Annotated in this window: 12 protein-coding genes; 10 read left to right on the plus strand and 2 right to left on the minus strand. The window is 63.8% G+C overall.

Annotated elements, in window-relative coordinates; translation table 11 throughout:
- Positions 1–2: 2 nt before the first annotated feature.
- The 10 genes from bchL (at position 3) to hemA (ending at position 8574) form a co-directional block, all read left to right on the plus strand.
- Entirely contained in the window at positions 3–899 is an 897-nt protein-coding gene (gene bchL, locus A9D12_RS01375) for a ferredoxin:protochlorophyllide reductase (ATP-dependent) iron-sulfur ATP-binding protein (RefSeq protein WP_068349018.1), read from the plus strand.
- A complete protein-coding gene (gene bchM, locus A9D12_RS01380) occupies positions 899–1603 on the plus strand; it encodes a magnesium protoporphyrin IX methyltransferase (RefSeq protein WP_068349021.1) in 705 nt (234 codons plus the stop codon). The genes bchL and bchM overlap by 1 nt, the downstream gene beginning before the upstream one ends.
- Positions 1600–3045: a BCD family MFS transporter gene (locus tag A9D12_RS01385; protein ID WP_068349024.1), complete on the plus strand. Its 1446-nt coding sequence runs from the start codon at positions 1600–1602 to the stop codon at positions 3043–3045. The genes bchM and A9D12_RS01385 overlap by 4 nt, the downstream gene beginning before the upstream one ends.
- Before the next feature lie 69 nt (positions 3046–3114).
- Positions 3115–3921, plus strand: a complete 807-nt coding sequence (puhA, locus tag A9D12_RS01390; RefSeq protein ID WP_068349027.1) for a photosynthetic reaction center subunit H — start codon at positions 3115–3117, stop codon at positions 3919–3921.
- Positions 3912–4688 (plus strand): photosynthetic complex putative assembly protein PuhB, encoded by a 777-nt coding sequence (puhB, locus tag A9D12_RS01395; protein ID WP_068349031.1) that lies wholly within the window; start codon positions 3912–3914, stop codon positions 4686–4688. The genes puhA and puhB overlap by 10 nt, the downstream gene beginning before the upstream one ends.
- Positions 4685–5173, plus strand: coding sequence for a photosynthetic complex assembly protein PuhC (puhC, locus tag A9D12_RS01400; protein ID WP_068349034.1), 489 nt, complete (start codon positions 4685–4687; stop codon positions 5171–5173). Before puhB ends, puhC begins: the two co-directional genes overlap by 4 nt.
- Positions 5173–5475: a hypothetical protein gene (locus A9D12_RS01405; protein ID WP_068349036.1), complete on the plus strand. Its 303-nt coding sequence runs from the start codon at positions 5173–5175 to the stop codon at positions 5473–5475. The genes puhC and A9D12_RS01405 overlap by 1 nt, the downstream gene beginning before the upstream one ends.
- Positions 5472–6533, plus strand: a complete 1062-nt coding sequence (acsF, locus tag A9D12_RS01410) for a magnesium-protoporphyrin IX monomethyl ester (oxidative) cyclase (RefSeq protein ID WP_068349038.1) — start codon at positions 5472–5474, stop codon at positions 6531–6533. Before A9D12_RS01405 ends, acsF begins: the two co-directional genes overlap by 4 nt.
- 17 nt (positions 6534–6550) lie before the next feature.
- A complete protein-coding gene (gene puhE / locus A9D12_RS01415) occupies positions 6551–7324 on the plus strand; it encodes a putative photosynthetic complex assembly protein PuhE (RefSeq protein ID WP_231889666.1) in 774 nt (257 codons plus the stop codon).
- A 29-nt stretch (positions 7325–7353) separates the two neighbouring features.
- Positions 7354–8574 carry a 5-aminolevulinate synthase gene (gene hemA, locus A9D12_RS01420; RefSeq protein ID WP_068349044.1) on the plus strand — a complete coding sequence of 407 codons (1221 nt, stop codon included), beginning with the start codon at positions 7354–7356 and terminating at the stop codon, positions 8572–8574.
- Positions 8575–8787: 213 nt separating this feature from the next.
- On the opposite strand, the gene A9D12_RS01425 is transcribed toward hemA, so the two are convergent.
- Together A9D12_RS01425 and A9D12_RS01430 are read right to left on the minus strand one after the other, a co-directional pair.
- Positions 8788–9930, minus strand: coding sequence for a serine hydrolase domain-containing protein (locus tag A9D12_RS01425; RefSeq protein ID WP_068353360.1), 1143 nt, complete (start codon positions 9928–9930; stop codon positions 8788–8790).
- Between the two features lie 626 nt (positions 9931–10556).
- Positions 10557–11366 carry an outer membrane protein gene (locus tag A9D12_RS01430; RefSeq protein WP_068349048.1) on the minus strand — a complete coding sequence of 270 codons (810 nt, stop codon included), beginning with the start codon at positions 11364–11366 and terminating at the stop codon, positions 10557–10559.
- Positions 11367–11494 lie beyond the last annotated feature (128 nt).

The following is an 11494-nucleotide window of genomic DNA, read 5'->3' on the forward strand; positions in this document are numbered from 1 at the left end:
TCATGAACCTGCACAGCCCATCCTCCGCTTTCAACCCGCCCGACGGGGAAGGCTCGGTCCAGGTCGCGCTCGATCCGGCCGACAAGATCAAGGGCGCGAAGGTTTTTGCGGTTTACGGCAAGGGCGGGATCGGCAAGTCGACGACCTCGTCGAACCTGTCGGCCGCCTTTTCAAAACTGGGTCACCGCGTGCTCCAGATCGGCTGCGATCCCAAGCATGACAGCACCTTCACGCTGACCAAGAAGCTGATGCCGACCGTGATCGACGTACTCGAAACGGTCGAGTTTCATTCGGAGGAACTGCGGCCCGAAGACTACATGTTCGAAGGCTATAACGGCGTGATGTGCGTCGAGGCTGGCGGCCCGCCGGCCGGCACGGGCTGCGGCGGATATGTTGTCGGGCAGACGGTCAAGCTTCTGAAACAGCATCACCTGCTCGAAGAAACCGATGTCGTGATCTTCGACGTGCTGGGCGATGTGGTGTGCGGCGGCTTTGCCGCACCGCTGCAACATGCCGAACGCGCGCTGGTGGTCGCCGCCAATGATTTCGACAGCATCTTCGCGATGAACCGGATCGTCGCGGCAATCGCTGCCAAATCCAGGAACTACGACGTGCGCCTTGCCGGGGTGGTGGCCAACCGCAGCAAGGACACCGACGAAATCGACCGGTTCTGCGACAAGGTCGGCATGCCGCGGCTGGCGCATTTCCGCGATGTCGATGCGATCCGCCGCTCGCGCCTGAAAAAGTGCACCTTGTTCGAAATGGGCGACGATCCCGATGTGGTCGCGGCGCAGGACGAATATCTGCGCCTCGCCGCGATGCTGTGGGCGGGCGTCGACCCTTCGAGCGCCCAGCCGATGAAGGACCGCGACATCTTCGACTTTCTGGGGTTCGAGTGATGGCCACGCGCAACCCTTCCGAATATGACGACCGGCGCGAGGCGCTGGCGACCTATTTCGACAGCACCGCGCGTCAGGCGTGGATCGATCTCACATCGGATGCCAAGGTTTCGGGCATCCGCGCCACGGTGCGCGCCGGGCGCGACGCGATGCGCGCGCTGCTGCTTGACTGGCTGCCCACCGATCTGCGCCGCACGACCCTGCTCGATGCCGGCTGCGGCACCGGATCGCTGGCGGTCGCGGCCGCCTGCCGCGGCGCGGACGTGACCGGGATCGATGTTGCCTCGGGCCTCGTCGACGTGGCGCGGGAACGCACGCCTTCCTTCATTGGTCACGGGCGCATCCATTGGCGCTCGGGCGACATGCTCGATTCAAGTCTGGGCACCTTTGCGCACGTGGTGGCGATGGATTCGCTGATCCATTACGATCCGGCCGATCTGGTCGACGCGCTGGGGCAACTCGCGCAGCGCACGACGGGGTCGATCCTGTTCACCTTCGCGCCGCGCACGACGTTGCTTGCCGCGATGCACAATGTCGGCAAGGTCTTTCCCAAGTCCGACCGCAGCCCCGCGATCGTCCCGGTCGCCGAGGCCGATCTGCGCGCGCGGTTGGCGCGGTTATCGGGCTGGAGCATCGGCCGCACGCAGCGCATCTCCAGCGGGTTCTACACCTCGCAGGCGCTCGAACTGGTTCGCCACGGATGACCCGCCCCGCTCGCCCCGCCCCGCCGAAGTTTGCCGACATCGTGTTTCGGCTGCTTCCCTTTGCGGACGCGGCGAGCGATGATCTGCCCCTGCCCCGGCTGCTGCGCCTCTCGCTGTTCCAGGTGAGCGTGGGCATGGCGATGGTGCTGCTCAATGGCACGTTGAACCGGGTGATGGTGGTCGAGCTTGGCACGCCGACATGGCTCGTTGCGCTCCTGATCGCGGTGCCGCTGCTTGCCGCGCCTTTCCGTGCGCTGATGGGCCACAAGTCGGACACGCACCGTTCGGTGCTGGGCTGGCGGCGGGTGCCCTATATCTGGTTCGGATCGATGCTGCAGTTCGGCGGGCTGGCGATCATGCCCTTTGCGCTGCTGCTGCTGCTCGACAAGCCCGAACGTTTCACGTTGGGGCTGGTCGCCGCCGCGGCGGCGTTCCTGTTGACCGGGACAGGTTTCCATATGACGCAGACCGCGGGCCTTGCCTTGGTCAGCGATCTGGCCCCGCGCGAGAAGCGCCCGCGCGCGGTCGCATTGCATTATATCACGCTGCTGATCGGGATGATGTTTGCAGCCTTCGTAATCGGCGGCGTGCTGGCCGACTTTTCTTCCACCAAGCTCGTGCAGGTGATCCAGGGTTGCGCGGTGCTCACCGTGATCCTCAACACCATCGCGATCTGGAAGCAGGAAGCGCGCAACCCCGCGATTACGCGCGGTCCAGAACCCGGCGCGCCCACTTTCTCGCAGCTCTGGCACGATTTCGTGCGCAGCGGGCGCAATGCGCGGCTGCTGATCGCGATCGGGATCGGCGCTGCGGGTTTCGCGATGCAGGACGCCTTGCTCGAACCTTATGGCGGCGAAATTCTGGGTCTGTCGGTCGGTGCGACCACAGGGCTGACGGGCGCATGGGCGTTGGGCTCGCTGATCGGGTTTACGGTGTCGGGCGGCGCGCTCGCCCGCGGCTGGAACCCGCTCCGGCTGGCGGGCACCGGGATGGTTATCGGGATCAACGCGTTTCTGCTGGTTCTGTTTGCCGGGCCGTTCGCCGCGCCGCTGATGCTCTATGCCGGCGCGCTCGGGATCGGGCTGGGCCTGGGGTTGTTTTCGGTCGGCACGCTGATGGAGGCGATGAACCTTGCCGACACCGAAGGATCGGGCCTTGCGCTTGGCGCATGGGGCGCGGTGCAGGCAAGCTGCGCCGGCCTCGGCATCGCAGTCGGCGGCCTGCTGCGCGATGGCATTGCGATGCTGGTGCAAAGCGACGCGCCGACCGCCAGTCTGGCGATGCGCGCCACCGGATACGGCACGGTCTATGTCCTCGAAATCGCGCTCCTGCTGATCGGGCTTGCCGCAATCGGCCCGCTGGTCAGCCATCGTCGCATCGAGGACGCAGATGCGGACCCGCTGCCCGCGCGCGCCTTCGGTCTTGCGGAGTTTCCGACATGATTATCGCTGCCTGCCTGTCCCGTATCGTGCCCGCCGCCGCGCCGGCCTGTTCCATGAGAGGAATGTGAAATGAACGCTGCCTATATCGTCGGCTCCTTCGATGCTGCCGAGCTCGCCTTCCTGTTGTTCTTCGTGTTCTTCGTGGCGCTGGTGTTCTATCTGAACAGGGAAAGCCGGCGCGAAGGCTACCCGCTCGAAGAAGAAGAGACCGGCAAGGTTCTCCCGGGCAGCCTGTTCGATGGCGAGAAGAAGGTTTTCCAGCTGCCCCACGGCCGCGGCACCTACGTTCCCGAAGACGTGGCGCGCGACGACATCAACGTCCCCGGCGTCCAGTCCTTCCGCGCAGCCGGCGCCCCTTGGGTTCCGAGCGGCGACGCGATGGCACAGGGCATGGGGCCGGCCGCCTTTGCCAACCGGGCGAAATACCCCGACCTCACCTTCGATGGCCGTCCGCGCATCGTGCCGATCGGCCAGAGCCACGAACTGGTGATCGCCGACAATGATCCCAAGCTGATCGGCTGGCCGGTGGTCGCGGCCGATGGCGTAACCGCGGGCAAGGTCAGCGATGTCTGGGTCGATCAGGCCGAACACCTGATCCGCTATCTCGAAATCGAGACCACCACCGGCAAGAAGGTGCTCGCACCGATGATGGTGGCGGTCGTCCACGGCAACAGCCTGATCGATGCGCTGCTGCCGATCATTCAGAACAAGCCGCAATATGTCGAGATCGACGCGATCACTGCGGCGCAATTCGATGCCGTCCCGATGCTCGAGACCGCGGGCACGATCACCCGCTACGAGGAAGATCGCATCCAGGCCTATTTCGGCGGCGGCTACATGTACGCAACCCCCGAAAGGTCGGAAGCATGGATCTGAACGCCACAGCGGCGGCGGTCGGTCCGGTGGCAGCGGCGGCAACGCCGCTGCCCGCCGGGATCGATCACGCCGCGCTCGAGAACGATGGCCCCAAGGCCTTCGGTGACAAGCTCGGCACGCCCGCGCCGGACGAGATAGTGCTGTGGAAGGGCCGCCCCGACACCCGCCTCCTGGCGCGGAGCGCGTTCCACACGCGCAAGGCCGGTCTTTACATGGGCGCGCTGATGGTGACCGCGCTGCTGCTGGACAGGCCGCAGGCGGCGATCGTCGTGGCGGCGCTGGGCACGATCCTGTGCGCGTTGCTGTACCTGCTCGCCTGGGCTTCGGCACGCAGCACGCTGTATATCCTTACCGACAGCCGGTTGATCATGCGCATCGGCGTCGCGATCGAGACCCGGGTCAATATCCCGCTCAAGCAGATCAACGCAGCATCGCTCGCACTGCATGGCAAGGACGGCCACGGCGATATCGCGCTCGCGGTCGCGGGCGAACGGCTGCTCGGCACGCTGCTGTTGTGGCCGCATGTGCGCCCCTGGCGCTATGCCATGCCCCAGCCGATGCTGCGCGCGGTGCCCGACGCCGCCCGTCTTGCGCGGATGATCGCCGAACAGCGCGCGCAATTCGGCACGATTGCGGTCAATTTGACCGAGATCAAGGAACCCGCGCCAGCAAGCGGGCAAAGCGTGGCATCGCCCGTGGCCCTGCCCGGCCGCCCTGCCCGCGTCATTCACCGCGGTGCGCCCGGATTGGAAGGAGCGCCAGCATGATCGTTCGCGAATATGAAAAGGACGAAATCACCGTCCACCGCGCGCCGCTGTTGCTGATGGGCGGATTGATTGCGGCCTCGCTGGTGCTCACCGCATCGGTCACGATGGGGTTCCTGCCAAAGCAGTCCGTCCCCGCCGAAGCGCGCGCTGCCGCCGGGATCGATGTCGCGCAGAAGCGCAGCCTGCGCTTCTTCGACGAGGCCGATGGCAGCGTCAGGATCGAAGACGGCGCAAGCGGCGAAGTGCTGGCCCGCCACGGTGTGGGTGCCGGCGGCTTCATCCGTGCCACGGTGCGCAGCCTGGTGCACCAGCGGCGTATCCGCGGGCTTGGCCCCGAGGTCGCCTTCACGCTGACCCGCTGGGAAAACGACACGCTCACGCTGTCCGATCCGGCCACCGGACGCAGCCTCGAAGTCAGCGCCTTCGGGCCCGACAACCGCGCGGTCTACCAGGAACTGCTGCCTGTCAGCGGAGGGGCGCACTGATGGCTTTTGCCTTCCTGTCCGGTCAATCCTTCGAAACGCCCTGCACGATCACGGTCGAGCAGAGTTCGGAGCATTTCCACGCGCATGTCGAACTCGACGGCGACATCGCGATGGAGCCGGGCGACAAGGTGCGGGTCCACGGCGCGCCGATCGCGATCCCCTTCGGCACGCGTGAAGTGTTCGCGCGCCGCGCCACCGTCACCCGTGCCAGCCCGCTGGCGCGCACCCTCACGCGGATTGCCGCCTATTTCGACCTGAGCGAACTCTACGAAGTCAGCTTCAACGCCGGGAGGATCAAATGAACGCCTACAAGCCGATGACCAGCGAAGAGGCGATGGCCATCGCCACGCAGGACACGATGCTGACCCCGCGGTTCTACACCACCGATTACGATGCGCTGGACGCGATCGACGTGTCGCCGGTGCGCAGCGAATGGGACCAGCTGATCGCCGACATGGTGGGTGATCCCAACAAGCTGCACTTCAAGCATTCGGACCGCTTCAAGGGCGTGATCGAAGGGCTGGAACCGGCGCTGCGCAAGGAATTCACCGATTTCCTCGTCAGCTCGATGACGTCCGAGTTCTCGGGCTGCGTGCTTTATGCCGAAATCGCGCGGCGCACCAAGAACCCTGACGTGAAGCAGCTCTTCCGCCTGCTCGCGCGCGATGAAAGCCGCCATGCCGGGTTCATCAACGAAAGCCTCAAGGATGCCGGGATCGGGGTTGATCTGGGCTATCTGACCAAGACCAAGAAATACACCTACTTCAAGCCGAAGTTCATCTTCTACGCGGTCTACCTGTCCGAGAAGATCGGCTATGCCCGCTACATCACGATCTTCCGCCATCTGGCGCAGAACCCGCAAAACAAGTTTCACCCGATCTTCGACTGGTTCGAGGAATGGTGCAACGACGAGTTCCGCCACGGCGAGGCATTCGCCATGCTGCTGCGCGCCGATCCCAAGCTGCTTGAGGGTGCGAACACGCTGTGGGTGCGGTTCTTCCTGCTGTCGGTCTATGCCACCATGTATGTGCGCGATCACAACCGCCCGCTGTTCCACGCCGCGCTCGGCGTCGATCCGACGGAGTATGATTACAAGGTCTTCTCGATCACCAATCAGATCGCGCGGCAGGTCTTCCCGGTCGAACTCGATATCGATGCCCCCGCCTTCCGCCGCCAGATGGAGCGGCTGCGGCTTGCGGCGGCGCGGATCGAGAACGGCAAGGCGCGCGGGGGGATCGGCGGGCTGCTGAGCCGCGTCTCGGGCACGCTCGGCGCAGGCCTCGCCTTTGCGCGGATGTATCTGCAGCGGCCCAAGCCCAACGCGCTTCCCCACGCTATCCGGTTGCAGCCCGCGTGGTAAGCTGGAGCGGCCATATTGTGCCGTTCATCGTGACGGTGGCGATCTGGTTTGTCGCGACCGGGCTGATTGCCTGGGCGGACAACCGCGAACGCGCCACCTTTTCGCGCAGCCTCTTGGTCGGCAGCATCGCCGGGATTGCAGGGTTGCTGGTGATCCTACTCTCCTCGCTTTCGGCCGAAGTCTGGGCGGTGTATCTGTCCTTCATCGGCGCGCTGATGGTGTGGGGCTGGCATGAACTTTCCTTCCTCACCGGCGCTTCTGCCGGGCCGCGACGTGGGATGGCCGAACCGGGGCTTGTCGGGATCGCACGGTTCCGGCAGGCAGCGGGAACCGTGATGCATCACGAGGTCGCGCTCGCCGTCACCGCGCTGCTGCTGATCTCGCTTGCATGGAACGCGCCCAACCAGATCGGCGCGACGGTGTTCGTGCTGATGTTCGGGATGCGGCTGATTTCCAAGATCAACCTGTTCGTAGGCGTCCCCAATTCGACGTCCGAGATGCTGCCCGATCAGCTCGCCTATCTTAAGTCCTATTTCGGCCCCAACCGGATGACGGTACTGCTGGCCGCGTCGATCGCTGCCATCGCGGGCGCGACCGCGTGGTTTGCCGGCCTTGCACTCGCCGCGCCGGTCGGCAGCGCCGAGATGGTGGGCGCAAGCCTGTTGACGACGCTCGCGTTGCTCGGCGTGCTTGAACACCTGTTTCTGGCCCTGCCGTTCCGCGACGGAATGCTGTGGGGCTGGGCCTATCCGCAGCGCAGGTCTGCTGCCCCGATCACCCGGGATCAATGACAATGACGACGATACAAGAGGGAAAGCGCATGGATTTCGAAGCCTTTTTCGCCGGCGAACTGGATACCGTGCGCGCCGATGGCCGTTACCGCGTGTTCACCGACATCAAGCGCCACCGCGGCCGCTTCCCCCACGCCACCCGCTTCGTCGAAGGCCAAACGCAGGCGGTGACCGTGTGGTGCTCGAACGACTATCTCGGCATGGGCCAGCACCCCGCGGTGCTCGAGGCGATGCATGGCTGCCTTGACGAATGCGGCGCGGGTGCAGGCGGCACACGCAACATCTCGGGCACGAACCATTACCATGTCGAACTCGAAGCCGAGCTGGCTGACCTTCACAACAAGGAAGCCGCGCTGCTGTTCACCAGCGGATACGTCTCGAACTGGGCGGGCCTCGGCACGCTGGCGTCGAAGATCCCGGGCTGCGTCGTGTTTTCCGATGCGCTCAACCACGCCTCGATGATCGAGGGCATCCGCCACAGCCGCGCCCCCTACAAGGTGTGGCGCCACAATGACGCGGAGCATCTGGACGAGCTCCTCTCGATGTACGGCCCCGAAGTGCCCAAGCTGGTCGCCTTCGAATCTGTCTATTCGATGGACGGCGACATCGCCCCCATCGCCGACATCCTCGACGTGTGCGAGAAGCACGGCGCGATGAGCTATATCGACGAGGTCCACGCAGTCGGCCTCTATGGCCCGCGCGGCGGCGGGATCGCCGAGCGCGAAGGGTTGATGGACCGCATCACCGTGATCGAAGGCACGCTGGGCAAGGCATTCGGCGTGATGGGCGGCTACATCGCCGCGAGCGCCAACCTCGTTGATTTCGTGCGCAGCTTTGCCAGCGGCTTCATCTTCTCGACCGCGCTGCCGCCTGCGATCGCGGCTGGGGCTGCGGCGAGCATCCGGCACCTCAAGCAATCGAGCGCCGAGCGCGAGTTGCAACAGAAGCGCGTCGCGCAAGTCCGCCGGGCACTGGACATCATGGGCATCCCGCACCTCGACAACCCGAGCCACATCATCCCGGTGATGGTGGGCGATGCCAAGAAGTGCAAGATGATCAGCGACTGGCTGATGGACAACCACGGCATCTATGTGCAGCCGATCAACTATCCGACCGTCCCCGTCGGCACCGAGCGGCTGCGGGTCACCCCTTCGCCAGTGCATTCGGATGGCGATATCGACCGGCTGATCAAGGCATTGAGCGAAATCTGGTCGCATTGCGAACTCGCCCGGATGGAACAGGCCGCTTGAGAGCGCTTCCTGACTGACAGAATTACCGGCTCTCCCTTGGACGGGAGTGAGGGCGGTCGCCTTTGGGGGAAGGCGGCCGCCCTCTTCACGTTCGAGGCGGCTGCTCTTGAGTGATCGCAAATGCGGGGCTTGTGGCGGGCAGTGGGTGGTTTGCGGAATGGCCGATATTGGCAACGGATGGGTGTCGGGAGGCAGCAAACCGATTTTGATAAATCAGTATTCCGACAGCTCGGGATATTCCCAAGGATAAGGCACGCCGGTTTCGCCCAAAGCGATGCGCACCAGTTTGGGAAAAGCACTCTCGGCCCTCACATCGTTCGAGAGGATAAGCACGCAACGCTGACCCTCTTGCAGGCATACGAGCGTGTTGGCCGTCGTGTCGTTGTGTCCGCCCTTGTACCAGCCTGGGCCTTGTGGGCCCGAAAAGGTGATAACGCCCCATCCAGCTTTCGCTTGCGGGCGCTCGGCTTCGGGCGCGTCCGGCAGCATTGTGGGGAACTGCTGCTTCGTCGTGATCGGAAGCGTGCCCCCCGGATATAGCTGACGCCACTCCGGTGATAATCCGTCAGCGCGAACCATATACGCCGCCATCTGCGCCATGTCCGAGATGGTCGTGTCCATCGATCCTGCAGCCCTGACGCGGCTGCGCTCATCGTGCGGCTGGATATTCCCTTCGGCGTCCCAACCATCTGCAAGATCGGTGGCAAAATCGGCCCGCCACATGAGACTTGTCCGTGTCATCCCAAGCGGCTGAAAGTACCGTTGCTGCAGTTCTTCCTCGATGTTCATGCCCAGCCCACGCTCCAAACCGAATTGGAGCAGCATCATGCCCTCGCCCGAGTAGGCATAGCGAGTGCCCGGATCGAAATGGATACGCAGGCGGCCATCTGGTTCGAGAAACGCGAAATTGGCAAATCCCGTAGAGTGGGTCAGCACCATTCTGGGTGTGATAAGTCTCCACCGGTCGTCGGATGCAAGGTCTCCCCAATTCCCGTATGCATCCAGATTGCCGTAGCTTGGCAGCGGATCGGGAAGCAGGTCGGCAATTGGTTGATCAAGTTGCAGGCGTCCTTCTGCAGCAAGTTGCACTGCGAGATACCCGAACACGGCCTTCGTGACCGACGCCCCATACATCACTGTGCCGGTTGTCAGCGGATCGCCCTTTGCGTTCCGCACCCCATATGCGCGGACGCTGACGACCTGCCCTTTATCGATCATCGCAACTGCGAGCCCCCTGGCGCTGGTCTGCTCCATTGCCTCGCGGGCGGCGCGATCAAGGGTTGTCGACGTTTCTTGCGCCATTGCGCTACCAGCCAGAAAGAAAGCCGCGACAGTCCAAGGCGTGTGTCTCAACATCATGGCCTCCACCGGTCGATCCCTTCATTCACCCATAGCCGGGTTTGCTCCCGTAGGGACGGGGACGTGCCGCAAAAACTATCACGACCTCGCTTATGTCCGCTAGGGGACCTATTTTAAGTGGCCGAGAATGGCAGCAACGGGGTCGGAAAGAGAATTTCCGCATTCGGCGGGCGATCAGCTTTAACTGCCATACTGCCTTCGGGATCGCTCGGCAGACCCGCTCACGGCCGGTCGTGCGCGGGTAGCTGTCGCCCGCAATAGCGACCGCTGAAAAGGACGAATTGACAACAGGACGACGCCGCTGCATCGGCGCAACCCCCGAAGATGCTATGGTCAGTGTCGCAGACGATGAAAGCGGTCGCCGCGACCTACTGCGGAGTGGTGGCCGTCTGCTCCTGACCGGCGGCTCATCGAAAATCGAAGGCGGCGGCGGGTGGTGCCTTAGGCGTTGATCGGCGGATATGGGACGCGGAACCAAGCGTGGCTCAATGCCTTAGCTATCGCCCTCGGTTCGCGACACTCCAGGATATTCACGGTTCTGCCAAAACGTTTTTCCAAATTTGTTGAAGCAAGAGCAAGCAAAGATACGGGAGCGGCCGCTGGCCGCCCCCGTATCGCAATCGTCAGAAGCGGAGGGTCGCAACCACCTTGACGGTTTGCAGGTTGAAGTCATCATTCGCTCGCTTGAAGTCCGCGCCGCCCGCAAGAACAAAGGGGTTGGTAGCGCCGGCAGTGCCCTGCGTCACGCGGATCGTCGTGTCGTCGTCGTCGTAGCCGGTGTAGAGATACTCGATGCCGAGCGAGAACGTGCTGCCGATCTTCTGTTCGAGACCCGCACCGACTTGGTAGCCCCAGGCCTTGTCGTCGGCGAGTACTGCGAAGGCGTTTGCCGTGTTGCTGGTTTCGAACGACTGGTCGAGCTTGGCATACGCGAGGCCGCCTGTAGTGTAGAGCAAGGTCGTCGGGGCGATGGTGTATCCGGCGCGCAGGCGCAGCGCGGCCGTGTAATCGATCTTGCGTTCGATGTAATAGAACGCCGGGGTCGTGCTGAAGGCCGAAACGGTGTCGGTCACGTCCGCTGTGCCGACTTCGCCGACGATGCCGACCACCAACTTGCCCATCTGGCTGTCGTACCCGAGGCGTCCCTGGAAGGTCACGCCATCATCATCGGCAGTGCAATTGGTGTTCGCGGTCGAGGTCGCTTCGCCGCCGCAGAAGCCCGGCGAGAAAGCGTTGGCGCCGGCTGCAGTCGTGATCGTTTCGTTGAAGCTGCCGTTCGAACCGCGGTCAAAGGTAATGGTCTCATCACCGTCACCCGCCTGAATGTCGTAGCCGATCGAAATGCCGGCGTAGACACCGTCGAAGGCATCCTGTGCCTGTGCGGGTGCGGCCACTATGACCGCAGTGACGGCGGCAAGTGCATATTTTTTCATTGAAGAACCCCGTTTTCAAAAAACTGTAGCTGGTGCGAAAGCCCTTCCGAAGAGAGTGCCGCCAGTGTGTGCCAACCGGCACCGCTCGCGCAAATGGGACAGCTAGGCAGGCGCGGCCAGCCTGTCAT

The organism is Erythrobacter neustonensis (assembly GCF_001663175.1).
GTDB lineage: Bacteria > Pseudomonadota > Alphaproteobacteria > Sphingomonadales > Sphingomonadaceae > Erythrobacter > Erythrobacter neustonensis.

Excerpts from the sequence above, each read along its gene's own strand:
- bchL (WP_068349018.1), top strand. The coding sequence starts at position 3 with ATGAACCTGCACAGCCCATCCTCCGCTTTCAACCCGCCCGACGGGGAA.
- bchM (WP_068349021.1), top strand. The coding sequence starts at position 899 with ATGGCCACGCGCAACCCTTCCGAATATGACGACCGGCGCGAGGCGCTG.
- A9D12_RS01385 (WP_068349024.1), top strand. The coding sequence starts at position 1,600 with ATGACCCGCCCCGCTCGCCCCGCCCCGCCGAAGTTTGCCGACATCGTG.
- puhA (WP_068349027.1), top strand. The coding sequence starts at position 3,115 with ATGAACGCTGCCTATATCGTCGGCTCCTTCGATGCTGCCGAGCTCGCC.
- puhB (WP_068349031.1), top strand. The coding sequence starts at position 3,912 with ATGGATCTGAACGCCACAGCGGCGGCGGTCGGTCCGGTGGCAGCGGCG.
- puhC (WP_068349034.1), top strand. The coding sequence starts at position 4,685 with ATGATCGTTCGCGAATATGAAAAGGACGAAATCACCGTCCACCGCGCG.
- A9D12_RS01405 (WP_068349036.1), top strand. The coding sequence starts at position 5,173 with ATGGCTTTTGCCTTCCTGTCCGGTCAATCCTTCGAAACGCCCTGCACG.
- acsF (WP_068349038.1), top strand. The coding sequence starts at position 5,472 with ATGAACGCCTACAAGCCGATGACCAGCGAAGAGGCGATGGCCATCGCC.
- hemA (WP_068349044.1), top strand. The coding sequence starts at position 7,354 with ATGGATTTCGAAGCCTTTTTCGCCGGCGAACTGGATACCGTGCGCGCC.
- A9D12_RS01425 (WP_068353360.1), bottom strand. The coding sequence starts at position 9,930 with ATGTTGAGACACACGCCTTGGACTGTCGCGGCTTTCTTTCTGGCTGGT.
- A9D12_RS01430 (WP_068349048.1), bottom strand. The coding sequence starts at position 11,366 with ATGAAAAAATATGCACTTGCCGCCGTCACTGCGGTCATAGTGGCCGCA.